Origin of the sequence: Polaromonas sp. C04, assembly GCF_002002705.1 — a bacterium.
Lineage (GTDB): Bacteria > Pseudomonadota > Gammaproteobacteria > Burkholderiales > Burkholderiaceae_C > Rhodoferax_A.
In genome coordinates this window covers 46,491-71,253 of the sequence record NZ_MUNS01000028.1, presented here as the reverse complement: position 1 = coordinate 71,253, position 24,763 = coordinate 46,491, and the positions used below count along the sequence as shown (strand labels likewise).

The 24,763-nt window shown below is 66.1% G+C and carries 22 protein-coding genes; 7 read left to right on the top strand and 15 right to left on the bottom strand.

The features are described 5' to 3' along the window. Positions 1 to 56: 56 nt before the first annotated feature. The 8 genes from B0E49_RS08510 to sucC form a co-directional block, all read right to left on the bottom strand. Positions 57 to 551, bottom strand: a complete 495-nt coding sequence (locus B0E49_RS08510; protein WP_286137884.1) for a pilin — start codon at positions 549 to 551, stop codon at positions 57 to 59. Between the two features lie 163 nt (positions 552 to 714). Beyond that, on the bottom strand, positions 715 to 3,135 hold the full coding sequence (locus tag B0E49_RS08505) for an ATPase, T2SS/T4P/T4SS family (RefSeq protein ID WP_077561763.1): 2,421 nt from the start codon (positions 3,133 to 3,135) through the stop codon (positions 715 to 717). After that, positions 3,132 to 3,923, bottom strand: coding sequence for a 3',5'-cyclic-nucleotide phosphodiesterase (locus tag B0E49_RS08500; RefSeq protein WP_077561762.1), 792 nt, complete (start codon positions 3,921 to 3,923; stop codon positions 3,132 to 3,134). Before B0E49_RS08500 ends, B0E49_RS08505 begins: the two co-directional genes overlap by 4 nt. A 202-nt stretch (positions 3,924 to 4,125) precedes the next feature. After that, positions 4,126 to 4,791: an FHA domain-containing protein gene (locus tag B0E49_RS08495; protein WP_077561761.1), complete on the bottom strand. Its 666-nt coding sequence runs from the start codon at positions 4,789 to 4,791 to the stop codon at positions 4,126 to 4,128. Between the two features lie 49 nt (positions 4,792 to 4,840). Further along, positions 4,841 to 5,626 (bottom strand): Stp1/IreP family PP2C-type Ser/Thr phosphatase, encoded by a 786-nt coding sequence (locus tag B0E49_RS08490; RefSeq protein ID WP_077561760.1) that lies wholly within the window; start codon positions 5,624 to 5,626, stop codon positions 4,841 to 4,843. Positions 5,627 to 5,796: 170 nt separating this feature from the next. Then, positions 5,797 to 6,486 carry a TerC family protein gene (locus tag B0E49_RS08485; protein WP_077561759.1) on the bottom strand — a complete coding sequence of 230 codons (690 nt, stop codon included), beginning with the start codon at positions 6,484 to 6,486 and terminating at the stop codon, positions 5,797 to 5,799. Between the two features lie 135 nt (positions 6,487 to 6,621). Further along, the gene (sucD, locus tag B0E49_RS08480; protein WP_077561758.1) at positions 6,622 to 7,515 is read right to left on the bottom strand and encodes a succinate--CoA ligase subunit alpha; all 894 of its coding nucleotides are present in this window, start codon (positions 7,513 to 7,515) and stop codon (positions 6,622 to 6,624) included. 68 nt (positions 7,516 to 7,583) lie between these two features. Next, on the bottom strand, positions 7,584 to 8,747 hold the full coding sequence (sucC, locus tag B0E49_RS08475; protein WP_077561757.1) for an ADP-forming succinate--CoA ligase subunit beta: 1,164 nt from the start codon (positions 8,745 to 8,747) through the stop codon (positions 7,584 to 7,586). Positions 8,748 to 8,907: 160 nt separating this feature from the next. Here sucC and argC point away from each other — a divergent pair, with 160 nt between their 5' ends. Continuing rightward, entirely contained in the window at positions 8,908 to 9,852 is a 945-nt protein-coding gene (argC, locus tag B0E49_RS08470) for an N-acetyl-gamma-glutamyl-phosphate reductase (protein WP_077561756.1), read from the top strand. Between the two features lie 86 nt (positions 9,853 to 9,938). Here argC and recX read toward each other — a convergent pair whose 3' ends face one another. Then, positions 9,939 to 10,391: a recombination regulator RecX gene (gene recX / locus B0E49_RS08465; protein ID WP_077561755.1), complete on the bottom strand. Its 453-nt coding sequence runs from the start codon at positions 10,389 to 10,391 to the stop codon at positions 9,939 to 9,941. Positions 10,392 to 10,455: 64 nt separating this feature from the next. Beyond that, positions 10,456 to 11,523, bottom strand: a complete 1,068-nt coding sequence (gene recA, locus B0E49_RS08460; RefSeq protein ID WP_077561916.1) for a recombinase RecA — start codon at positions 11,521 to 11,523, stop codon at positions 10,456 to 10,458. A 164-nt stretch (positions 11,524 to 11,687) separates the two neighbouring features. On the opposite strand from recA, the gene B0E49_RS08455 reads away from it, so the two are divergent. From B0E49_RS08455 to B0E49_RS08445, 3 genes are all read left to right on the top strand, one after another. Continuing rightward, complete coding sequence (locus B0E49_RS08455; RefSeq protein ID WP_077561754.1) at positions 11,688 to 12,191, top strand: MarR family winged helix-turn-helix transcriptional regulator; 504 nt, start codon at positions 11,688 to 11,690, stop codon at positions 12,189 to 12,191. Positions 12,192 to 12,243: 52 nt separating this feature from the next. Further along, the gene (locus tag B0E49_RS08450) at positions 12,244 to 12,915 is read left to right on the top strand and encodes a response regulator (protein WP_077561753.1); all 672 of its coding nucleotides are present in this window, start codon (positions 12,244 to 12,246) and stop codon (positions 12,913 to 12,915) included. Between the two features lie 85 nt (positions 12,916 to 13,000). Continuing rightward, positions 13,001 to 14,428: a sensor histidine kinase gene (locus B0E49_RS08445; RefSeq protein ID WP_077561752.1), complete on the top strand. Its 1,428-nt coding sequence runs from the start codon at positions 13,001 to 13,003 to the stop codon at positions 14,426 to 14,428. 82 nt (positions 14,429 to 14,510) lie between these two features. Here B0E49_RS08445 and B0E49_RS08440 read toward each other — a convergent pair whose 3' ends face one another. The 4 genes from B0E49_RS08440 to B0E49_RS08425 all read right to left on the bottom strand — a co-directional run bounded on the left by B0E49_RS08440 (position 14,511) and on the right by B0E49_RS08425 (position 16,753). After that, positions 14,511 to 15,170 carry a glutathione S-transferase family protein gene (locus B0E49_RS08440; protein WP_077561751.1) on the bottom strand — a complete coding sequence of 220 codons (660 nt, stop codon included), beginning with the start codon at positions 15,168 to 15,170 and terminating at the stop codon, positions 14,511 to 14,513. Between the two features lie 63 nt (positions 15,171 to 15,233). Beyond that, on the bottom strand, positions 15,234 to 15,455 hold the full coding sequence (locus tag B0E49_RS08435) for a hypothetical protein (protein WP_077561750.1): 222 nt from the start codon (positions 15,453 to 15,455) through the stop codon (positions 15,234 to 15,236). Positions 15,456 to 15,480: 25 nt separating this feature from the next. Continuing rightward, entirely contained in the window at positions 15,481 to 16,269 is a 789-nt protein-coding gene (locus B0E49_RS08430; RefSeq protein ID WP_077561749.1) for a biotin--[acetyl-CoA-carboxylase] ligase, read from the bottom strand. Between the two features lie 4 nt (positions 16,270 to 16,273). Next, positions 16,274 to 16,753 carry an SET domain-containing protein gene (locus tag B0E49_RS08425; protein WP_077561748.1) on the bottom strand — a complete coding sequence of 160 codons (480 nt, stop codon included), beginning with the start codon at positions 16,751 to 16,753 and terminating at the stop codon, positions 16,274 to 16,276. Positions 16,754 to 16,853: 100 nt separating this feature from the next. Between B0E49_RS08425 and B0E49_RS08420 the strand changes: the two genes are divergently transcribed. After that, positions 16,854 to 19,898, top strand: a complete 3,045-nt coding sequence (locus B0E49_RS08420) for a DNA topoisomerase III (protein ID WP_077561747.1) — start codon at positions 16,854 to 16,856, stop codon at positions 19,896 to 19,898. A gap of 47 nt (positions 19,899 to 19,945) precedes the next feature. Beyond that, entirely contained in the window at positions 19,946 to 20,533 is a 588-nt protein-coding gene (locus B0E49_RS08415) for a YbhB/YbcL family Raf kinase inhibitor-like protein (RefSeq protein ID WP_077561746.1), read from the top strand. Between the two features lie 7 nt (positions 20,534 to 20,540). On the opposite strand, the gene B0E49_RS08410 is transcribed toward B0E49_RS08415, so the two are convergent. Continuing rightward, entirely contained in the window at positions 20,541 to 24,131 is a 3,591-nt protein-coding gene (locus B0E49_RS08410) for an indolepyruvate ferredoxin oxidoreductase family protein (RefSeq protein WP_077561745.1), read from the bottom strand. A 92-nt stretch (positions 24,132 to 24,223) separates the two neighbouring features. Here B0E49_RS08410 and B0E49_RS08405 point away from each other — a divergent pair, with 92 nt between their 5' ends. Then, positions 24,224 to 24,745, top strand: coding sequence for an Lrp/AsnC family transcriptional regulator (locus B0E49_RS08405; protein ID WP_077561744.1), 522 nt, complete (start codon positions 24,224 to 24,226; stop codon positions 24,743 to 24,745). The last annotated feature ends 18 nt before the right edge of the window (positions 24,746 to 24,763 follow it).

Genomic DNA, 24,763 nt, shown 5'->3' with positions numbered 1-24,763 from the left:
TAAAAAAGCCGCCCGAAGGCGGCTTCCGTCAAAGGATTGATTCAGACGATGGGTGCTTAGCTACGGCAGCTGGAAGGAAGGAACTTCTGCAGCATCGTGGCGTTTCCAGCACACTTCCACCCGGCCACAGGGGTGTTGGTACCCGAGACATAGCCAGCAGCGGCCATCTGGCTGCTCAGTGCGGCATCGGAGTAAGGCGTCAAAGTAATACCGGCCGTAGCAGGGACGGCACTACTGATGTTCTGCGCCAGGACGGTGATCACTCCGGTTGCGTCGGTTGCAATCGAAGCAACGTAGTGAGACGTGGCAGACGCGCTTTCGCAACCAAAGCCGTTAGCTCCGGGTGCAGTGGTCAAACCCGTCTGAGATGATTCTGTGATGGCGTTTTTGCAAGTATCAGCTGCCAGAATCAACTCGGTCACCTTCGCGCGGACCGTGTAGTCCTGATACGCCGGCAGTGCCACGGCCGCCAAAATGCCGATGATCGCGACGACGATCATCAACTCGATCAGGGTGAAACCCTGTTGAACCTTCTGCATGGAACGCTTCATGAAAAACTCCTTGGTTGAAACGAAAGGAAACCGAAATGCCAATAAGTTACAGCAGGTTGCGTGCCAGGGCGTCCATCCCGCTTTTTTGTGAACCTTTTCACGCTTTGGCGGCTCCAGATCGACCGTTTTTGACCCACTCAGACCAGGGGACTGACAATTTTCGTCACTTAATGCAGACCGAGCGCACCTGTTTCAGGTCGGTCATGCCCAGCATGATCTTTTCCATGCCGTCCATCTTGAGGGTGCGCATGCCGCTCTCGACCGCGGCGGCGAAGATCTCGGACACGCGGGCGCGCTCTTGCACCAGCTTCTTCAGGATGTCGTCGGCAATCAGCAGTTCGTGCAGGCCGACGCGGCCTTTGTAGCCGGTTTGATTGCATTTGTCGCAGCCCACGGCGCGGTAGAAAGTGAGCTTGCCGTCTTTGCCGTACTGCCCGGTCCAGGCTTCCAGCAGCTTTTGCGCCTCGCCGCCGGCATCCAGCTTCCAGGCCACGGTGTGGCACAGTTCGTCGGCATATTCCTTGATGAAATCGTTGATTTCCGCCGAGGTGGGCTCGTAGGCCTGCTTGCAGTCGCACAGCTTGCGCGCGAGGCGCTGCGCCAGGATGCCGAGCAGCGCATCGGAGAAGTTGAACGGGTCCATGCCCATGTCGAGCAGCCGCGTGATGGACTCGGGCGCCGAGTTGGTGTGCAGCGTGGAGAACACCAGGTGGCCGGTGAGCGAGGCTTCCACGCCCATGGACACGGTCTCCTTGTCGCGCGACTCGCCGACCATGATGATGTCGGGGTCGGCGCGCAGGAAGGCCCGCATGATGAGCGCGAAGTCGATGCCGGCCTTTTTGTTGATCTGCACCTGGCGCAGGCCTTTTTGCGTGATCTCGACCGGGTCTTCGGCGGTCCAGATCTTGGTCTCGGGCGTGTTCAGGTGCTTGAGGATGGAGTGCAGCGTGGTGGTCTTGCCCGAGCCCGTGGGGCCGCAGACATAGAACAGGCCATAGGGTTTTTCAATGGTCTTGATGAGCCGCGCCTTGTTGTGCGGCGTCAGGCCCAGCTTGTCGAGCGGAATGGGCTCGCCGCCGGCCAGGATCCGCATGACCACGTCTTCCACGCCGCCGGCCGAGGGAATGGTGGCGACGCGCAGCTCGATGTCGAGCGGGCCGTATTTCTTGAACTTGATCTTGCCGTCCTGTGGCTTGCGGCGCTCGGAGATGTCGAGGTCGCACATGATCTTCAGGCGCGTGACCATGGCCTGCCGAAAATGCGCCGGCACTTCGATGTAGGGCGCCAGGATGCCGTCGATGCGAAAGCGGATGCCGGTCTTGGCCTTGCCCGGCATGGGCTCGATGTGGATGTCCGACACCTTCTGGTTGTAGGCGTCGATGATGACCTTGTTGACGAACTTGACGAGCTCGTTGTCGGCGGCGGCGGACTCCAGCGAGTCTTCGGTGCCGTCGTCGTCCATGGGCGCCGTGAGGTCGGCCAGCAACTGGTCGATGGAGCCGCCCTCGTCACTGGCGCTGCCGAACAGCTGGGCCAGGGTTTCGTCGAACTCGGTCTGGGTGGTGACGCGCCAGGCCAGTTTGCGCGCACGCGGAAACACCTGCGGCACCACGCGCGAACCGCGCACGGCCTCGGGGTCCAGGCACATCACGACCAGGCCGTCGGGCGATTCTTCGAGCGGAATCCAGCCCTGCTGCTCCAGGAATTCGCGCTTGAGCGAGCCGTGCAGCATCTCGGAGCGGATGCGCCCGGGGCTGAGCGGCTCGTAGGGCACGCCGAAAAACCGGGCCAGCGAGGCGCCGATCTGGGCCGGCTGGAGGTGGTACGCCGCCACCAGCACATGCTCCACCGGGCGCCCTTGTTCGCGGGCCTTTTGCATGCATTGCGCGAGCTCGGCGTCACTGAGCACGCCATCGGCCACCAGGCCGTCGTACGGCGTGGTCTTGTTGCTGCGCCGCGCGTCCTGCGCCTTTTGCCGGCGCTGGCGAATGGCGGTGGCCAGTGTCTTGCACAGCTGCTTGGCGCCTTCGAGTTCGAGCGCGCCGAACGGCGCGTCGCTGTGGTTGTTGATGACCTGCAGCACGCCATACAGCGTGGCGCCATCGAGGATGGGCTCCACCAGCATCTGCTTGGTGCGGTAGCCCGAGCGTTTGTCGACTTCCTTGAGGAAGCTCAGCTGCGGGTCGATGCGTTTGAGCGCTGCGGCGTCGTACACGTCGGCAATGTTGAGCCGCTGCTGGCTGAAGGCCACGTAGCCCGCGAGGCTTTGCGCACTGATGGGCAGCTTGAGCGCGCCCGTGGTGTTCAGGCCGGTCTTGAAGCGCGAGACGATGGCGCTGCGGTCTTCGTTGACGGCATACAGCGTGAGGCGGTCGGCGTTGAACAGCTTGCAGATGTCGTCGCTGACCTCGAGCATGATCTGGTCGAGGTTCTCGGTTTCATGAATGCGCGTGGTGACCTGCTGGAGCTGGCGGAAAAACAGCACCTCGAAGGTGACGCCGCGCTTTTCGGGCGGCAGCCGCTGCGAGTCGAAAAACGCCTGCTCGGCGTCCTTGTCGACGGGCGGGGGCAAGACTGCGCTCATAGTTCGAACTCCTGGCCGGCAGCGAGCCAGCGGATGTCGTGACTGACCCCGGGGCCGAACGGCCGGGTCTGGTCGAAGCGCGTCACCTCGGACATGATGAGCTCGGTTTCGGCGGGTTTGGTGTGGGTGATGTAGATGGGGTAGCACTTGCCTTTGGCGATGCCGCGCAACTCGTCGGCCAGCACCTCCGGCGACAGGTGCAGGCTGCGCAGCGCCACCGCTTTTTCGCGGTTGCTGAACGCGGTCTCGATGATCAGCATCGCCACGTCGAGCTGGTTCAGCCGCTGCCAGAACGGCGGGTTGCGCTCGGTGTCGCCCGAGAAAACCCAGGCGCGGCCGCCGGCGCTGACAGCGTAGCCGACGGCCGGCACGGTGTGGGCGGCCGGCAGGGCTTCGATCTGCTTGTCGTTGATCGACAGGATCTGACCCATGGCCAGCTCATGAAAGCTGACGAGCGGGGCCTGCTGCGAGGGAATGCGCGTGAAATCGGGCCAGATGACGTCGTTGAACACGTGGGTCTTGAGCGCCTCGATGGTGCCGGCCAATGCATGAATCTGCAGCGGCGTGCTGCGGCGCGAGGCCACCGCATCGACCATCAGCGGCAGCGCCGCGATGTGGTCCAGGTGTGAATGCGTCAGGAACACGTGATCGATGCGGTACATCTCGGCCAGCGTGAGGTCGCCCACGCCGGTGCCCGCGTCGATCAGCACGTCGTCGTCGATCAGAAAAGACGTGGTTCGGCAGTCTTTGGCGATGGCGCCGGAGCAGCCCAATACGCGCACCTTCATGCAAGCCCTTGCTGTGTGGTTACCTGGTTTTGAAACGGGTTGCGCCAGCCCCTGCGGGATCGAATGGCGGCAAGATGTTCAAGGCTACTCGCTCTGAATGGCGCCGGTAAAGGTATTTGTTGGCATTAATGCGCTTTAAATCGGGCCGCCCGTAGGGCAAAGCCCCGGGCCGGCGCGCCTGGCCGCCCTGGGCGGTACCGCCTCAGGCCTGCATGAACTGCATCCGCGTGCCGGCCAGCTCCAGCAGGTCGCCGTTTTTGAGCGCGACGGGCGCGCCGCTGACGGGAATGCCGTTGAGGGTCGGCACGCTGGCGCCTTCGACGTGCGCAACGACAAAACCGAGCGGGCGCCGGGTGATGGCCGCGACCGCGACGCCGGGCTTGCCGATGGTGGTGACGACTTTGACCAGCTGCACCTCGCGCCCGGCCGCTGCGCCTGACAGCACCTTGATGGCAGCACCCGGGCGCAGGTCCACATCGGCGGGAGCCACCGCAACGGGGGCCGGGGCCGAGGCTGGCGGCGTCATGGCAGCGGACGCTGCCGGCTGCATCGCCGCGATCTTGTCGGGCGTCGCACCGGCGGTTTCATTCACGAACCGAATCTTGTACTTGCCCACTTCGACCGTATCGTTGTTTTGCAACAACTGCTTTTTGATCGACTTGCCGTTGACGTAGCTGCCATTGGTGCTGTTGAGGTCTTCGAGGTAAACCTCGCCGCCCACCATCTGCAGGGCAGCGTGCTCGCCGCTGACGGCCAGGTTGTCGATCACGATGTCGTTATATGGCCGCCGGCCCAGCGTCGTGCGGTCCTTGGTCAGCTGAAATTCCTTGATGACGACACCGTCGATCGACACGATCATTTTCGGCATGGCCGGCTCCTGTTTCTGTAATGGCTGTGTGGCCCGCTGGGATCAATGGCTAGTTTCCCAGCATTCTGGAAATCAAGCCCCGTTTTGTAAAGTTGTCGTTGCGCTGGGCGAGCAGCACTGAAATATTATCGCGCCCCCCGTTGGCGTTGGCGTTGTCGATCAACCGTGTCGCCATTTGCGGCAGCGCCGCGTCCGTGCGCAGGATGGCCGCAATGTCTTCCTCGTCCATCATGTCCGACAGCCCGTCCGAACACAAGAGGTAAAGGTCGCCTGGCGCGGTGCGAAGCTCTTTGACCTCGAGCAGGACGGTGTCCTCGACCCCCAGCGCCCGGGTGATGAGGTTCTTGTGCAGCGAGCCGGCCGCCTCCTCGAGCGTGATCAGGCCGGCATCGAGCTGCTCCTGCAAGAGCGAGTGGTCCCGGGTGATGCGCTCGAGCAGGCCCTCGCGCAGGCGGTAGCAGCGCGAGTCGCCAATGTGCCCGAGCATGAGGCGCTCGCCCTGGAACACAGCCACCACCAGCGTGGTGCCCATGCCCGCGTACTGCGGGTTGGCGTTGGCTGCGTTGAAGATGGCGCGGTTGGCATGGTCTGCACAAATCTCCATGGCGCGGCGCACATCACGGGCAGCGGTCTGTTGGCCCGCCTCGGTCAGCCAGCGCCCCAGTTCGGAGCGAATGAAAGTCGTGGCCATGGCGCTGGCAACTTCGCCCGCGTTGTAGCCGCCCATGCCATCGGCCAGCACGGCCAGCCCCGATGACGCGTCGAACGTGACGGAGTCCTCGTTGTTGCCCCGGACGAGACCCGGGTCGGTATGTGCGCAAAACTGGTAAATCAACGGGCCGCCTTTTGTCCACTGCATCCGGCTGGTCCCATGGCGGCGACCATGCAGACAGCAAATACTTGTTTCAGCACGTTACCAGAGGCGCTGGCGGCAAACAAGAAACTTCACAGGGCGGCCCCGCGACTTGTTGCAAAAGTGCCGCCGCCGGCCGAGGCGGCGGGCATTCAGCCGGCGGCCGGCGCGGCGTGGCTACGCGCCGACAGCGCCTTGCCAACCCCCACCACGAACAATGCGCCCGCCGCGCCGGCGGCGTAATGCAGCCATGGGGCGGCCGCCAACACACCCTTCAGGACCGCATCGCCGACGATGGTCTCGCCGGCCACCCAGCCGATCAGGGCCGCACCCACGGTAATGATGAAGGGGAAACGCGCCATCAGCTTGACCATCAGGGACGCACCGAACACCACCAGCGGAATGCTGATGGCCAGCCCGAAGATCAACAGGACCATGCTGCCCTGCGCGGCGGCGGCCACGGCAATAACGTTGTCCAGGCTCATCACGAGGTCGGCAATCAGGATGGTGCGCACCGCCGCCAGCAGGCTGCCATAGGTCTTGCTCTCGCCTTCGCCCTCTTCCTCTTCGCCCAGCAACTGCACGCCGATCCACAGCAGCAGGCAGCCGCCGACGATTTGCAGATAGGGCAGCGCGAGCAGCTTGGCGGCCACCACGGTCAGCGCGATGCGCAGCACGACCGCAGCGCCCGAGCCGAACACGATGGCCCTTTGCTGCTGCTTTGGCGGCAGCGAGCGCGCCGCCAGCGCAATGACCACGGCGTTATCGCCGGACAGGATGATGTTGATCCAGATGATCTCGATCAACCCGATCCAGAAATCAAGGCTTTGCAGTAACTCCATGGGGTGCTCCGGTGCTTGTCAATGCAAAAAGCGCCCGTCACTTGCGGTTCGGGCGCTTCCTGGTCCTGTCTGGAGTCTAGCGGCCGGATCACCGCCTGCCGGTTCGTAATATTGCTTACGACACGGCCTGCCGGCTTACAGCAGCGCCTTGAGCAGCTTGGCCATCTCGGACGGGTTGCGCGTGACCGTGAAGCCGCACTCTTCCATCACGGCCAGCTTGGCCTCGGCCGTGTCGGCGCCGCCCGAGATCAGCGCGCCGGCATGGCCCATGCGCTTGCCTGCCGGGGCGGTGACGCCGGCGATGAAGCCGACGATGGGTTTTTTCATGTGGTCCTTGCACCAGCGCGCGGCTTCGGCTTCGTCCGGGCCGCCGATTTCGCCGATCATGATGACGGCGTCGGTGTCCGGGTCGTCATTGAACAGCCGCATGATGTCGATGTGCTTGAGGCCATTGATCGGGTCGCCGCCAATGCCGACCGCGCTGGACTGGCCCAGGCCGATTTCGGTCAACTGCGCCACCGCCTCATAGGTCAGCGTGCCGGAGCGGCTGACCACGCCGATGCGGCCCTTGCGGTGAATGTGGCCGGGCATGATGCCGATCTTGATTTCGTCCGGCGTGATCAGGCCGGGACAGTTCGGGCCGAGCAACAGGGTTTCCTTGCCGCCGGCCGCCACCTTGGCGCGCATTTTGTTGCGCACCAGCAGCATGTCGCGCACCGGGATGCCCTCGGTGATGCAGATTGCCAGGTCCAGGTCGGCCTCCACGGCCTCCCAGATCGCGGCGGCGGCGCCCGCGGGCGGCACGTAGATCACCGACACGGTCGCGCCCGTCTTGTCCGCGGCTTCCTTGACCGAGGCGTAGATCGGGATATTGAAAATCGACTCGCCCGCTTTCTTGGGATTTACGCCCGCGACGAAGCAGTTCTTGCCGTTGGCATATTCCTGGCACTTCTCGGTGTGGAACTGGCCGGTCTTGCCGGTGATGCCCTGGGTGATGACTTTGGTGTCTTTGTTGATGAGGATCGACATGATGTTTTCCTAGTCAGTTGAGGACAGAGCTGGTCCGCTGCGCGGCCTGCGGTCTGTCCCGCAAAGCTTCAAGATTTGACGGCAGCCACCACTTTTTGCGCCGCTTCGGCCATGGTGTCGGCGCTGATGATGGGCAGACCGGACTCGGCCAGCATCTTCTTGCCCAGCTCTTCGTTGGTGCCCTTCATACGCACCACCAGCGGCACACCCAGGTTGGTGGCCTTGCAGGCCGTGATCACGCCGGTGGCGATCGTGTCGCACTTCATGATGCCGCCGAAGATGTTGACCAGGATGGCCTTGACCTTGGGATTTTTCAGCATGATCTTGAAGGCCTCGGTGACCTTCTCGGGGGTCGCGCCGCCGCCCACGTCCAGGAAGTTGGCCGGCTCGGCGCCGAACAGTTTGATGGTGTCCATGGTCGCCATCGCCAGGCCCGCGCCGTTCACCAGGCAGCCGATGTTGCCGTCCAGGGAGATGTAGGCGAGGTCGAACTTGCTGGCTTCGATCTCGGCCGGGTCCTCTTCGTCAAGGTCGCGGTAGGCCACGATTTCGGGGTGGCGGAACAGCGCATTCGGATCGAAGTTGAACTTGGCGTCCAGCGCCTTGATGTTGCCGTTGCCCTCCAGGATCAGCGGATTCACCTCGACCAGCGAGGCGTCGGTTTCCATGTAGCACTTGTAGAGCTTTTGCAGCACATCGACGGCCTTTGCGGTCGAGCCGGCCGGCACGCCGATGCCGTTCGCCAGTTCGGTCGCCTGCGCGTCGGTCAGGCCCGCGGCCGGATCGACAAACACCTTGATGATTTTCTCGGGCGTGGCATGCGCCACTTCCTCGATGTCCATGCCGCCCTCGGACGAGGCCATCATGGCCACGCGCTGCGAGGCGCGGTCGGTCACGGCCGAGACGTAATATTCCTTCTTGATGTCGGCGCCGTCCTCAATCAACAGGCGGCGCACCTTCTGGCCCTCGGGGCCGGTCTGGTGCGTGATCAGCTGCATGCCGAGGATTTCGCCGGCCAGTTTCTTGACCTCGTCGATGGAGCGCGCGAGCTTGACGCCGCCGCCCTTGCCGCGCCCGCCGGCGTGGATCTGGGCCTTCACCACCCACACCGGGCCGCCCAGTTTTTGCGCGGCTTCCACCGCCTCCTGCACCGTGAACGCCGGAATCCCGCGCGGCGTCGGCACACCAAATTGACGCAAGATTTCCTTGCCTTGGTATTCGTGAATCTTCATGAGGTCTCTCTCAGGAATGGATGGTTTTGGTCCTGGATACGGCGGCGATGGCCGCGCAGCGGACGATGGACTTGGCAGCTGTGAACTGTATCATGTTGCAATGCACCAAACCCGGCGCGGGCATACAGTGTATTCATGAACACGTTGGCAGGAGCACCCAATGCCCAGAATCTTTATTGACGGCGAGGCCGGCACCACTGGCCTGCAAATCCGCGAGCGGCTGCAGCAGATGCCGCAGATCGAGCTGGTCAGCATCGCCCCCGAATTGCGCAAAGACCCGGCCGCGAAGCGCGCGCTGATGGGCACGGTGGACCTGGTGGTGCTTTGCCTGCACGACGGCGCCGCTATTGAATCTGTAGCGATGATCGATGACCTGGCAAGGGCTACAGGGCGAAAAGGCCCGAAAATCATTGACGCCTCGACGGCGCACCGCACGGCGCCGGGCTGGGTCTTCGGCTTTCCGGAACTGGTGGTGGGGCAGCGCGAGGCCGTGATGCACGCCGAGCGCGTGGCCAACCCCGGCTGCTACGCCACGGGCGCAATCGCGCTGATTCGCCCGCTGGTCGATGCGGGCCTGATCCCCAGGGATTTCCCGCTGACGCTGCCCTCCGTAAGCGGCTACTCGGGCGGCGGGCGCAGCATGATCGAGGCCTATGAGAGCGGCCACGCGCCGCTGTTCGAGACCTATGCGCTGAACCTCCAGCACAAGCACCTGCCCGAGATCATGAAGTACACCGGCCTCACGCGCCGGCCGATATTCGTGCCCTCAGTGGGCAACTTCAAGCAGGGCATGCTGGTCGAGTTGCCGCTGCATCTGGACCTGCTGCCGGGCCAACCGAAGGTGGCCGACCTGCACGATGCGCTGGCGCGGCATTACGCGGCCAGCGAGCCGGCGGCGAATGGCGAACACTGGGTCACGGTCGAGCCGGTGGGCGAGGCGACCAAACTCGAAGCCATGGCGCTCAACGACACCAACAAGATGGAGCTGCGCGTGTTCGGAAACGAAGCGTTGCGCCAGGCTGTGCTGGTGGCCCGGCTGGACAACCTGGGCAAGGGCGCGAGCGGCGCCGCGGTGCAGAACCTCAAGCTGATGCTCGGGCTCTGAGCTTCAGCTTCTTCAAGAGAAGGTGCCCTCTCCCAGAGGGAGAGGGAGAAGGAGAGGGAGAGGGAGAAGGCGCAGAGGGGCTCCGTCTATTCATCTGGCTCCGCGCCGCGCAGCACCTTCGCCACTACCGACCCCGCGAATCCGCGCGCCAGCAGGAAGCGCGCCTGTTTCGCGCGCCCGCTAGCGTCCTGCGCCGGCGCGGCGAAGCGGCGCCGCCAGACTTCGTGCGCGCGCTCGAGCTCCGTGGCCTGCAGGGCGGCGACGGCCTGGGCAATGGCCTCGGGCGCGATGCCTTTTTGCACCAGCTCCTGGCGTACGCGCATCGCGCCCAGGCGCGGCGCGCGCTGGTGCAGGACCGACTCGACCACGCGCGCCTCGCTGATGAAGTCCTTCGCCGCGAGCTCGTCGAGTGCGCGCGCCAGCGTGCCGGGTTCTTCCTCGTATTGGGTCAGCTTGCGCTCCAGCTCGGCGCGTGAATGCTCGCGCTGGCCGAGCAGGCGCAGCGCGCGGCCTTTGAGAGACGGGGCAGCAAAAGCCATCAAGTCCCCAGTACTATTAAATCAGTAGCGCCCTGCGCAGGTGGGGCATGGGCTGGAGGCTGATTTAAGCCTTGATTTTTTCGGATACGGCAGCATCGACGGCTTCGGCCAGCAGCGGAATGCCCAGCGACTCGCGCACCTTGTTCTCGATCTCGGCCGAGAGCGCGGCGTTCTCGCGCAGGAATTCGCGCGCATTGTCGCGGCCCTGGCCGATCTTCTCGCCGTTGTAGGCGTACCAGGCGCCGGATTTTTCGATGATGCGCGCCTCCACCCCCATGTCGATGATCTCGCCATGGCGGCTGATGCCTTCGCCGAACAGGATGTCGAACTCGGCGGTCTTGAACGGCGGCGCCACCTTGTTCTTCACCACCTTGACGCGGGTTTCGTTGCCAATCGCCTCGTCGCCCTTCTTGATCGTGCCGATGCGCCGGATGTCGAGCCGCACCGAGGCGTAGAACTTGAGCGCGTTGCCGCCGGTGGTGGTCTCGGGGCTGCCGAACATGACGCCGATCTTCATGCGGATCTGGTTGATGAAGATCACCATGCAGTTGGTTTTCTTGATGTGGGCGGTGAGCTTGCGCAGCGCCTGGCTCATGAGCCGCGCCTGCAGGCCGGGCAGGCTGTCGCCCATTTCGCCTTCCAGCTCGGCCTTGGGCGTGAGCGCGGCGACCGAATCCACCACGATCAGGTCGACCGCGCCCGAACGCACCAGGCTGTCCACGATTTCGAGCGCCTGCTCGCCGGTGTCGGGCTGGCTGATCAAGAGGTCCTGCAGATTCACGCCGAGTTTTTGCGCGTACTGGATGTCGAGTGCGTGCTCGGCATCGACAAAGGCGCAGGTGCCTGCCTGCTTTTGCATCTCGGCGATGACCTGCAGGGTCAGCGTGGTCTTGCCCGACGATTCCGGACCGTAGATTTCCACCACGCGCCCGCGCGGCAGGCCGCCGACGCCCAGCGCAATGTCGAGCCCGAGCGAGCCGGTGGAGACCACCTGGATGTCCTCGATCACCTCGCCTTCGCCCAGCCGCATGATGGTGCCCTTGCCGAACTGCTTCTCGATCTGGGCCAGGGCGACCTGCAGGGCCTTGGCTTTTTCGCTGGTGGGGGCGAGGCCCTTGACGGGTGCATCCATGGGAAACTCCTTGAAAATCAACGGTTAATGAGCCATTGGGCTCGGGGCGTCCAGTGCCGTGATTTCTGTTGTTAACGACAGGCTGGATGCTTGAACAGTAGTTTAACGTGGCGGGTCGAATAAAGTAAACGCGATTTTTAGTCAGTTTGATTTACCATTGACCGATGACTGAAAATCCACCGCATCCCCCGGCGGAAGACGGCTGGCGGCAAACCCATCTGGGCCGATTGCTGGGCCACGCGATGCGCCGTTTCGACGAGCGCGTGCTGCAGCTGATGGCGCAAAACATCGAGGTGCCGCTGGCCTTGTCGAATCTGGCGGCGCGCGGCCAGGTCAGCGCGGCCCACATCCACATCACGCGCCACCTGTCGCTGCAGGGCTCGCGCCTGACCGAGCTGGCCGAGCGCGCGGGCATGAGCAAACAGGCCATGGGCCAGCTGGTGGACCAGTGCGAGGCCTGGGGGCTGGTCACGCGCGCGCCCGATTCGCGCGATGCGCGCGCGCGGCTGGTGCGGTTCACGCCTACCGGGCTGGACTGGCTGCAGGCCTTCCGGCACGCCGTGGTGCAGGCGGAGGCCGAATTCCGCGCCGACGTGGGCCCTGAGGTGGCGACCGTGGCGATGATCGGGCTGGAGATTTATGCGGCCTGGAAGCCGGCACGGGCCTAGAATTTGCCCACAAGTGCGCCGACCCCACCAAAGCGCCTAACCGGAGACATGCATGCGGATTCTGATTGCCGAAGACGATCAGGTGCTGGCAGACGGCCTGCTGCGCACGCTGCGCGCCTCGGGCGCTGCCGTGGACCATGTGGCCAGCGGCACCGAAGCGGACGCGGCGCTGCTGACCAACAACGAGTTCGACCTGCTGATCCTGGATCTCGGACTGCCCAGAATGCATGGCCTTGAAGTGCTGAAGAAGCTGCGCGCGCGCGGCTCGGCGCTGCCGGTGCTGATCCTGACCGCGGCCGACAGCGTGGAAGAACGCGTCAAGGGGCTGGACTATGGCGCCGACGACTACATGGCCAAGCCCTTTTCGCTGCAGGAGCTCGAAGCGCGCGTGCGCGCACTGGTGCGCCGCGGCATGGGCGGCGCCAGCAGCACCATCAAGCACGGACCGCTGGTGTACGACCAGGCGGGCCGTGTGGCCACGATCGACGGCAAGATGGTGGAGCTGTCGGCGCGCGAGCTGGGCCTGCTGGAGGTGCTGCTGCAGCGCGCCGGGCGTCTCGTCAGCAAGGACCAACTGGTCGAGCGCCTGTGCGAGTGGGGCGAGGAGGTGAGCAACAACGCCATCGAGGTCTACATCCACCGCCTGCGCAAGAAAATCGAGAAGGGCCCGATCCGCATCGCCACCGTGCGTGGCCTCGGCTACTGCCTTGAAAAAATCCCGTGAATATGGCCCCCACGCTCCCTCACTGCGTGTGGCCGCTGCCCCCCGAGGGGGCCTTCGCGCCTTGGGACGGCCCGGCGTCGCTCACGTGAAACTGTTCCAGCGTGAGCAGCGTTCGCTGTTCGGGGAAATCCTCGACTGGATGCTCACGCCGCTGCTGCTGTTGTGGCCGGTCAGCCTGGCACTGACCTGGCTGGTGGCGCAGGGCATTGCCAACCGGCCGTTCGACCGCGCTCTGGAATACAACGTGCAGGCGCTGGCGCAGCTGGTCTCGGTGCAGAACCAGCAGGCGCAGTTCAGCCTGCCGCAGCCGGCGCGCGAGTTGCTGCGCGCCGACGACGACGTGCAGGTGTACTACCAGGTGCTCGGCCCGCGCAACGAACTGCTGAGCGGCGAGCGCGACCTGCCGATGCCGACCGACGAGGAAAGACCACCCGTGGGCGACGTGCGTCTGCGCGACGGCGAGATGCGCGGACAGGACGTGCGCATTGCCTACGTCCAGGTCGCTCTGGGTCTGCCCGGGGCCCAGCCCGCGCTGGTGCAGGTGGCCGAGACGCGCGAGAAGCGCTCGGTGCTGGCCACCGAGATCATCAAGGGCGTGATGCTGCCGCAGTTCGCCATTCTGCCGCTGGCCGTGCTGCTGGTGTGGCTGGCGCTGGTGCGTGGCATCAAGCCGCTGAGCCAGCTCGAAGAGCGCATTCGCGCGCGCCGCCCGGACGACCTGAGCCCGCTCGACGACAAGGCCGTGCCGCTGGAGGTGGCGCCGCTGGTGTCGTCCGTGAACGACCTGCTGACGCGCCTGAAGGACTCGATCGCGACACAAAAGCGCTTTCTGGCCGATGCCGCGCACCAGCTCAAGACACCGCTGGCGGGCCTGCGCATGCAGGCCGACATGGCCCTGCGCGAGGGCTCCACGGACGATCTCAAGCAGTCGCTGCGCCAGATCGGGCGCTCCAGCATCCGCGCCACGCACACCGTGAACCAGCTGCTGGCGCTGGCGCGCGCCGAGAGCAGCGGCGCCAGCCTTGCACGCCAGCCCTGCGACCTGGTGCGCCTGACCATGGACGCGGTGCAGGACTGCCTGCCGCGTGCGCTGGAAAAGCGCATCGACCTGGGCTACGAGGGCGCGCAGCCCGCCGCGCCGGGCGTGCTGCTCGAGGGCAATGCCACGCTGCTCACGGAGTTGATCCGCAATCTGCTGGACAACGCCATCAACTACACGCCGTCCAGCGCCGAGCACCCCGGGGTGGTCACCGCGCGCGTGCTGGCCGACACCTTCGGCAAGGTGCTGCTGCTGCAGGTGGAGGATTCGGGTCCGGGCATTCCGCTGGCGGAGCAGGACCTGGTGTTCCAGCCCTTTTACCGCGTGCTGGGCAGCGAGGCCGACGGCTCCGGCCTGGGCCTGCCCATCGTGCTCGAGATCGCGCGCCAGCATGGCGCGGCGGTCAGCCTGGAAGATGCGCACCCCGGACAGATGCCGCCCGGCGCGCGCTTCAGCGTGCGCTTTACGACATGAACGCCGCGAAGGGCCGCCCCGAGCCAGTTCAGCCCCCTCGGAGGGCAGCGTAGTACGCGCAGCGACAAGCGTGGGGGCTCTACTACCCTGGTCGATACAGATTGAGTTGCAGCCGCTCGCGCTCGATCACGCGCGCCACGTGCGGCAGCGCGGCGGTGCGCTGCACGGCGGCCCACAGCACGGGGAAACCGGCCGGATCGATGCCCGCGATGCTGCCCCAGCGCAGCAGGGTCAGCGCATAGGCGTCGAGCGGGCCGAAGCGCTCGCCCCCGAGCCAGGCCCAGCCGCGCGCCTGGGCCGCCGCCACCAGCGCCTGCAGTTCGCCCAGCATGCCGCGGTACAGCTGGGTGTTGTAGCGCTTCAGGTCGCCATGCACGGCCGGGTTGTCGGCGAACTTCTGCGGCATGAAGATATGGGTAAAGGTGGGATGCACGGTGTTGTTCATCCACGCCAGCGTTTCCAGCACCCGCGCCTTGGCCAGCGGCTCGGCGGGCAAAAACCCCATACCCGGAAAGCGCTCGGCCAGGTACGTCACGATGGCCACGATCTGCGTGATCACCTCGCCGTCATCGACCAGCACCGGCACCTGGCTGCGCGGGTTGACGCTCCGGTAGGCCGGCTCGTAGTTTTCGCCCTTGTGGATCTTGACCATCAAGGGCTCGTAGGGCTCGCCCGTGGCTTCCAGCAGGGTGTGGGGCACGAAAGAGCAGGCGCCGGGGGCGTAGTAGAGCTTCAGTGGCATGGTGGATTCCGTTTCAAGTAGTTCGGGGGCAGACTTGCAGCGCTTTGCCGGCCGCTGCCATTTTCAGGGTATCGAGCCCTGCGTGCCAGCCGGTGCAGACGCCGTGGCGGCCGGGGTTGCGCCGTCCTTCAACAAAAGCAGGTCCCGCGGCCTGATTTGCTGCGCCACGCGCTGCGGCTCGGATTGCTGTACGGGCCCCATGCCATACAGGCGCAGCCAGTCATGCGACCAGGCAAAGTAGGCGCCATTGGCCAGCAACAGCAGCAGGGCAAGCAGTCTCAGCACGGCAGCAGGCGGACGGATCTGCGCGCTAGTGCAGGGGGCGCACGCTGACTTCGGAACTGGTGATTGGCTGCATGCCGGCCTTGGTGTGCACCAGCAGCGCGCCGGTCTCGCTCACGCCGTGGGCACTGCCGCGGGTCTCGCCGCCCTGGCCGTCACTGACGCTGACCTCGCGGTCGCGCAGCACGTCGCGGGCGTTGAAGCGGGCCTGGAACGGCGCAAAACCCAGCGCCTCAAAAGCCTGCACTGCCTGCACCAGCGGCGCCGCCACGCGCGCCAGAGCCTGCGGCGCGTCCACGCCGGGCAGCAGCTCCTGCAGCCCGCCAGGAGGCGTGGCCAAACCGGCGCCGTCGCGAGACGTGATGTTCAGGCCCACGCCGATCACGGCGTAGCGCAGCTCGCCAAAACTGGCGGTCTCGATCAGGATGCCGGCCAGCTTGCGCTCGCCGCGCGCATCGCTGAGCCACAGGTCGTTGGGCCACTTCAGGCGGATGTCCGGGTGCAGGCTCTCCGCCACGCTGATGCCCACCGCCAGCGACAGCCCGGACCAGTCCGCCGGCGCCAGCGGCAGGCCGAGCGAGAACGTCAGCGACTCGCCCCGCTGGCTCTGCCAGTCCCGCCCCAGCCGCCCGCGCCCCGCCGTTTGCTGCTCGGCCAGCAGCAGCACCGGCGCCATGCGCCCGGCCCGGGCGCGGCGCATCAGCTCGGTGTTGGTGGAGTCGATCTCGGACAGCACCTCGACCGCAAAACCCGGCAGCGACGGCGCCACCGCCGCCTGTATGGCCTGCGTGGGCCAGGCAATGACCTGTGTGCTCATGGCTTCAACTCCTTCGTCGCTTGGGCGCCAGCAGCGTGCCGCGGCAGTTCTTCGCGCCGCACCAGCACGGGTACTCGGCCTTGAGCTTGGGCGTGTAGCGCTCGTCGATGATCAGGCCGTAATCGTAGTTCAGCTCTTCGCCCGCCGCGATGTTGCGCAGCGCCTTGATGAAGACGCGCCCGCCCTCTTCGTCGGCCTCGCAGTTCGGATCGCACGAGTGGTTGATCCAGCGCGAGGAGTTGCCGCCGAACTTGGCGTCGATCACGTGCTTTTCATCGATGTGAAAGTAAAACGTGTGGTTCGGATCCTTGGGATCGTGTGGATGGCGCGCCTGCGCGGCCTTCCACGTCACCACCTCGCCCACATACTCGATGATGGTCTCACCCTCGGCAATGTCCTGCACGGCGAACACGCCCTTGCCGTGCACCCCCGAGCGGCGGGTTTGAATGCGGCGGCCTGATGCAAACGACGGGTTTTTGGGCACGGCTGAAAATTTGGTATGGTGAATTCATGTGTGGGCGCGTGCGCCCACGTGTGCATGTGCGGGCGCCTGCGCGCCCGCGAGAGAACTGGATTGTAGTCAGATGAAAAGCGAAGCTTTCAATAAAACATTGGTCATTGCAGAAAAGCCGTCGGTCGCGCAGGACATCGTGCGCGCACTCACGCCCACGGCCGGCAAGTTCGACAAGCACGACGAGTATTTCGAGAGCGACAGCTACATCGTCTCCAGCGCCGTCGGCCATCTGCTGGAGATCCAGGCGCCCGAGGAATTCGACGTCAAGCGCGGCAAATGGAGTTTTGCCCACCTGCCGGTGATCCCGCCGCACTTCGACCTCAAGCCGGTGGAGAAAACCAAGACCCGGCTGAATGCCGTGGTCCGGCTCGCCAAGCGCAAGGACGTGACCGAACTGATCAACGCCTGCGACGCGGGCCGCGAGGGCGAGCTGATCTTCCGCCTGATCGAACAGTACGCCGGTGGCGCCAAGCCGCTGGGCAAGCCGGTGCGCCGCCTGTGGCTGCAGTCGATGACGCCGCAGGCGATTCGCGACGGCTTCGCGCAGCTGCGCAGCGAAAAGCAGATGCAGGGGCTGGCCGACGCGGCGCGCTCGCGCTCCGAGGCCGACTGGCTGGTCGGCATCAACGGCACGCGCGCCATGACCGCCTTCAACTCGCGCGACGGCGGCTTCTTCCTGACCACGGTCGGGCGGGTGCAGACGCCCACGCTGTCGGTGGTGGTGGAGCGCGAGGAGCAGATCCGCAAGTTCATCAGCCGCGACTACTGGGAGGTGCATGCTAGCTTTGGGGCCGAGGCCGGCGAATACCCGGCCAAATGGTTCAACCCGGCACACAAGCGCGATGTCGACGACGCCGAAAAAAGGGCGGACCGCGTCTGGTCGCAGCGGGAGGCCCAAGCCATTGCCGACGCGGTGCGCGGCAAGGCCGCCAGCGTTACCGAGGAGAGCAAGCCCACGACGCAGGCCTCGCCGCTGCTGTTCGACCTGACCTCGCTGCAGCGCGAGGCCAACGGCAAGTTCGGCTTCTCGGCCAAGACCACGCTGTCCATCGCGCAAAGCCTGTACGAGCGGCACAAGGCGCTGACCTACCCGCGGACCGACTCGCGCGCGCTGCCTGAGGACTACGTGCCGGTGGTCAAGCAAACCTTCGAGATGCTGGCGGAGAGCGGCATGAAACACCTGGCGCCCCATGCGGCCACGGCGCTCAAGGGCAACTATGTCAAGCCCAGCAAGCGCATCTTCGACAACGCCAAGGTGAGCGATCACTTTGCCATCATCCCCACGCTGCAGGCGCCGCATGGCCTGTCCGAGGCCGAACAGAAACTGTACGACCTGGTGGTGCGCCGCTTCATGGCGGTGTTTTTCCCGAGTGCCGAATACCTGGTCACCACTCGCATAACAACTGTTGCCCCCACGCTTGTCGCTGCGCGCACTGCGCTGCCCCCCGAGGGGGCGGCACCTGGCTTGGGGCGGCCCGGCGCTGCGGCGGCCGTCGGTCACAGCTTCAAGACCGAAGGCAAGGTGCTGGTCAGGCCGGGCTGGCTCGCCATCTATGGCAAGGAAGCGGCCGAGGAGGTCGCCGACGCCAAAGACGGCGACAAGGGCCAGAGCCTGGTGCCCGTGAAGCCGGGCGAAATGGTGCGCGCCGAGACGGTCGAGCCCCGTGGCCTGAAAACCCGCCCACCGGCGCGCTACTCCGAGGCCACGCTGCTGGGCGCAATGGAAGGCGCCGGCAAGCTGGTGGACGACGACGAGCTGCGCGAGGCCATGCAGGAAAAGGGCCTGGGCACGCCGGCCACGCGCGCGGCCATCATCGAAGGCCTGATCAACGAAAAATACATGCTGCGCGAGGGCCGCGAGATGATCCCGACGGCCAAGGCGTTCCAGCTCATGACGCTGCTGCGCGGTCTCGGCGTGGAGGAGCTGTCCAAGGCCGAGCTGACGGGCGAATGGGAATACAAGCTGGCGCAGATGGAGCACGGCAAGCTGAGCCGCGAATCCTTCATGGCCGAGATCGCCGCCATGACCGAACGCATGGTCAAGAAGGCCAAGGAATACGACCGCGACACCATTCCGGGCGACTACGCGACGCTGCAGGCGCCGTGCCCCAACTGCGGCGGCGTGGTGAAGGAAAACTACCGCCGCTACACCTGCACCGGCAAGAGCGGCACGGGCACGGACGCCTGCGGCTTCTCGTTCGGCAAGACGCCGGCCGGGCGCACCTTCGAGGTGGCCGAGGTCGAGCAGTTTCTGCGCGACAGGAAGATCGGCCCGCTGGAGGGTTTCCGCTCCAAGGCGGGCTGGCCGTTCACGGCCGAGATGGTGCTCAAGTTCGACGAGGAGACCAAGAACTTCAAGCTGGAGTTCGACTTCGGCGACGACAAGAACGCCGAGACCGGCGAGCTGGTCGACTTCTCAGGCCAGACCTCGCTCGGCCCCTGCCCCAAGTGCGGCAGCGCCGTGTTCGAGCATGGCAAGAGCTATGTTTGCGAAAAGTCAGTGCCCACTGCTGCGCAGGCGACGCCTACGTGCGACTTCAAGAGCGGCCAGATCATCCTGCAGCAGCCCGTGGTGCGCGAGCAGATGAGCAAGCTGCTGCAGAGCGGCAAGACCGACCTGCTCGACAAGTTCGTCTCCATGCGCACGCGCCGCGCCTTCAAGGCCTTCCTCGCGTGGGACAAGGAGGCCGGCAAGGTCAACTTCGAGTTCGCCCCGTCCAAGTTCCCGCCGCGCAAGACAGCCGCCAAAACGGCCGCGCCCGAGGCGGCAGCCGCCAAGGCCGCGCCGGCCAAGACGGCGCGCAAGGTCGCGGCCAAGGCCCCCGCCAAGAAAGCCGTGACCAAGAGCCCGGCCGCCAAAACACCGCGCAAGTCGGCCGCCAAGCCCGGCGCCGGCCTGACCCCGAGCGCGGCGCTGGCCGCCGTCATCGGCGCGGAGCCGGTGGCGCGCACCCAGGTGATCAAGAAGCTGTGGGACTACATCAAGGCCAACGGCCTGCAGGACGCGCAAAACAAGCGCGCCATCAACGCCGACGCCAAGCTCCAGCCCGTGTTCGGCAAGGACCAGGTCACCATGTTCGAACTGGCCGGCATCGTGGGCAAGCATTTGAGCTGAGGCGAAAAACGCGGGATGATGCGGGGCTCAACCCTTCAGGAGGCCTCATGCAACATATTCCGCGCTCATCGCTCGCCGCTGCCGTGTTCGGCGCCGTCAGCCTGGCCACACCGCTGGCCGTGCCGTCCGCGCAGGCGGCCGGCTTCACGCTGTCCAGCCCGGACATCCCGGCCGGCGGCACCATTCCCAAGAGCTTCGAGTACAACGGCTTCGGCTGCGCCGGCGAGAACAAGTCACCGGCCCTGCGCTGGAGCGGCGCGCCCAAGGGCACCAAGAGCTTTGCCGTGACGGTGCACGACCCGGACGCGCCGACCGGCTCGGGCTGGTGGCACTGGATGGTGATCAACATCCCGGCTGGCGTGACCGAACTGCCGGGCAACGCCGGCGCGGCCAACAGCACCACCTTGCCTGCCGGCGCGGTGCAGGGCCGCAATGACTACGGCGCCAATGCCTGGGGCGGCGTATGCCCGCCGCCGGGCGACAAGCCGCACCGCTACGTGTTTACCGTGTATGCGCTGGGGACCGACAAGCTCGACGTGCCGGCCGACGCCACGGCAGCCCTGACCGGCTTCATGATCAACGGCAACACGATCGCCAAGGCCAGTTTCACCGCCCACTACGGCCGACCCAAATAAGGGCGGCTCAGCGCGCCACGATCGCGATGCCGCGCAACTGCCCGGCGCCCGTTTGCGCGGGCGGCTTCGGGTAGCGCTTCGGGTCAAAGCGATGCAGCAGTTCGGCCTCGCGCGCGCGCGCCAGCGCCAGGTTCGCGATCTTGATGTGGCCGTAGCCGCGAATGCTCAGGGGCAGCGCCGCGATCTGCGCGGCCAGCGCCTGGTTGGCGGGCGTGAGGCCGGCCCCCAATTCGTCCAGGCGCGCCTCGAACTGTGCAATGAGCGCGCGCTCCAGGCGCCGCTCCGCGCTGTAGCCGAACACATCGAACACGGTGCCGCGCAGCGCCTTGCCGCGCGCCAGCCACTTCATGGCGGGCAGCATCCAGCCGCCCAGACGAATCTTGGCCGGGGGCTGGCCATTCCTCGGTCGTGACAGCAAGGGCGGCGCCATGTGGAACTCGAGCTTCACGTCGCCCTCGAACTGTGCCGACAGCTGGCGCGCGAAGCTGCCGTCCGTGTACAGGCGCGCCACCTCGTATTCGTCCTTGTAGCTCATCAGCTTGAGCAGGCTGCGCGCGGCGTTGCAGGCCAGCGGCAGCGCGGGATCGGCGCCGGCCAGAGCGGCCTCGCGCTGGCGCACGCTGCGCACGCGCGCCTCGAAGCGCCGGGCCCAGGCGGCGTTCTGGTAGCCGCCCAGATGCGCCACGCCCCGCGCGACCAGCGCGTCCAGCGATTCGTCAAGCGGCCCCTCCGCCGGCGCGCTGCGCATGCGCTCGAGCGCCGGCGGGTCGCCGGCGGCCATGCGGCCCAGCGAGAAGGCCATCTGATTCGCCGGCACCGCCACGCCGTTGAGTTCGATCGCGCGCGTCAGCGCCTCCAGGCTCAGCGGCACCAGGCCGCGCTGCCACGCATAGCCCATGGCGAGAATGTTGGACGCCAGCGTGTCGCCAAGGAATTCCTCCGCCAGGGTCTGCGCGTCGAAGGTCTCCACCTGCCCGGCGCCGGCCACGAAGCGCATCTTCTCCAGCAGCAGTGCGACCTGGAGTTCGGCGTCGGGGTTGCGCAGCGATTCGGCCACGGGGATTTCGTGCACGTTCGCCAGGACTTTGGTGCGGCCGTGCCGGACCGTCTGCAGCGCGTCCTGCGAGGCGCCGACCACAATGTCGCAGGCCAGGATCGCGTCGGCCTGCTGGGTGTCGATGCGGACCTGGTTCAGCCGCTCGGGCGTGTCGGCCAGCCGCACGAAGCTCAGCACCGCGCCGCCCTTTTGCGCAAAGCCCATGAAGTCGAGCACGCTGGCGGACTTGCCCTCCAGGTGCGCGGCCATCGCGATCACCGCGCCCACCGTCACCACGCCGGTGCCGCCGACGCCGGTGACGAGCAGGTCATACGGCGCGTCCCACCCATGCGCGGCGGGCCGCGGCAAGGCCGCCACGCCCCGCAGGAAGGCGTCCCGGCCGGCCGCCAGCGCACCGCTCTTCTTGCGCAGCGCGCCGCCGGTGACGCTGACGAAGCTCGGGCAAAAGCCCCGGGCGCAGGAGTAGTCCTTGTTGCAGCTGGTCTGGTCGATCTTGCGCTTGCGCCCGAACGGTGTCTCGGTCGGCAGCACCGCCACGCAGTTGCTCTGCACCGTGCAGTCGCCGCAGCCCTCGCATACCGCCTCGTTGATGAACAGGCGCCGGGGCGGGTCGAGCAGCTCGCCCTTCTTGCGGCGCCGGCGCTTCTCGGCGGCGCAGGTCTGCTCGTAGATCAGCACGGTCACGCCCGGCACCTCGCGCAGGCGCCGCTGCACCGCATCGAGTTCGCTGCGGTCGTGGAATTCGGTGCCGGCCGGAAAACGGCCCTTGATGGCATCGTATTTGTCGATCGCGTCGCTGACCACGACCACCTGTTTGACGCCCTCGGATTCGACCTGGCGCGCGATCCGGTCGACGCTGATCACGCCGTCCACCGGCTGGCCGCCGGTCATTGCGACCGCGTCGTTGTACAGGATCTTGTAAGTGATCGTGGCATTCGCCGCCACCGCCTGGCGGATCGCGAGGTAGCCCGAGTGGTAGTAGGTGCCGTCGCCCAGGTTCTGGAACACATGGGGCGTTTTGGTGAACATCGAATGCGAGACCCAGTCGACGCCCTCGCCGCCCATCTGGATCAGGCCGGCAGTGCTGCGGTCCATCCAGTTGGCCATGAAGTGGCAGCCGATGCCGGCGCGCGCGGTGGAGCCTTCGGGGACCTTGGTGCTGGTGTTGTGCGGGCAGCCGGCGCAGAAGTAGGGCAGCCGCTTGACCGAGTCGCTCGCGTTGCTGAGCAGCTCCGGCGGTGTGAAGTCGCGCACATGCTGCAGATGGTCCCCGAGGTCGCTGTTGTTCGGGAAGTGCTCGGCCAGCCAGTGCGCGACCAGCTCGATCAGGCGTGACGGGCGCAGCTCGCCCAGCGCCGACACCAGCGGGCGGCCAGCGCGGTCCTGCTTGCCCACCAGCGCGGGGCGCGCACCGGGCGGCGCGTTGTAGAACAGGTCGCGCAACTGCGTCTCGACCACCCCGCCCTTCTCCTCGACGATCAGGATCTCGCGCAGGCCCTGCGCGAAGGCCTGGATGCGCGTGGGCTCGACGGGAAAGCTGAGCCCGACCTTGTACAGGCGCACGCCGACCCGCGCCAGGCTGGCCGGCGTGATCTCGAGCCGGCGCAGCACTTCCAGCAGGTCGTAGTGCGCCTTGCCGCAGGTGATGATGCCGACCGTGGCGTGCGGGCTCTCGATCACGTGGCGGTCGATGCTGTTGACGCGCGCGAATGCGGCCACCGCCTGCAGCTTGTCGGCCAGACGTGACTCGATGCGCAGCGAGGGCAAATCGGGCCAGCGGTAGTGCAGGCCGTCGGCGGGCTCGCGGTGGCCGGTGGCGGCGCGCACCGCGTCGGCATCGACCCAGGCGGCGACGCGCGCGTTGACCAGGTCGAGGTCCACGGTGCTGGCGCTCTCGACGATCTCCGACAGCGCCGCCATGCCGACCCAGGCGCCGCAGTAGCGCGACAGCGCGTAGCCGTACAGGCCGAACTCCAGGTACTCGGCCACGCAGGCCGGCTGCAGCACCGGCATGCTCCAGGCCATGAAGGCGTGATCACTCTGGTGCGGCATCGACGACGAGACGCAGCCGTGGTCGTCGCCTGCGACCACCAGCACGCCGCCATGCGGTGACGAGCCGTAGGCGTTGCCATGCTTGAGCGCGTCGCCCGCGCGGTCCAGCCCCGGGCCCTTGCCGTACCACAGCGCAAACACGCCGCAGGCCGTGCGCTCGGGGTCGGACTCGACCCGCTGCGTGCCCAGCACCTGGGTGGCCGCCAGCTCCTCGTTGATGGCCGGCACGAAGCGGATGCCGGCGTCCTTGAAGCGCTCGCCGGCCTTCCAGATCGCCAGGTCCACCATGCCCAGCGGCGAGCCGCGGTAGCCGCTGACGAAGCCCTGCGTGTTCAGGCCGCGGGCCGCATCACGCTGGCGCTGCATCAACAGCAGACGCACCAGCGACTGGGTCCCGGTCAGGAAGATGGCGCCCGAGGATGCCCACAGGCTGTCCGACAGCTGATAGTGCGGGCGCAGAACGGGTGGGTCGGCAACAAGGGTATCCATCAGGGAAATTATTGTTCTGCTTCCCAGGTAAATCTTTCTTCAATACACTGGCGAAATCGCCTGTTTCGAGAATTTCATCTTCAAATTCCGCCATGAATGCCGATCCTGTTCTTCTTGACGCGAACAGTCTGAAAATCCTGTTCGAACTGCAGCGCGATGCGCGCCAGACCGTGCAGCAGATCTCGGAGGCGGTCGGGCTGTCGGCCACGCCGTGCTGGAAGCGCATCAAGGAGATGGAGGCGGCCGGCGTGATCCGCGGCTATACGGCGGTGGTCGACCGCGAGAAGGTCGGGTTGATGGTGGCCGCGGTCACCGAGGTCAATCTGGAGCGCCACAGCGAATCGCAGGTGCAACGCTTCGAGGAGGCCGTGGCGGCGAGCCCGCAGATCGTGCGCTGCGTGTCGGCCACCGGACCGGCGGACTACATCCTCACGGTGCTGGTGCCCGACATGAAGCACTACGAACAGTTCCTGCACGAGACGCTGTTCAAGCTGCCGGGCGTGACGCATGTGCGCTCGAGCATCGTGCTGCGCGATGTCAAGTCCGAGGTGGCGTTGCCGATCGAGCAGGTACCGCTGCCATCGGCATCGCCCGCGCGAACCCGGCGGCGCTGACCGGCTGCCGGATCAGCG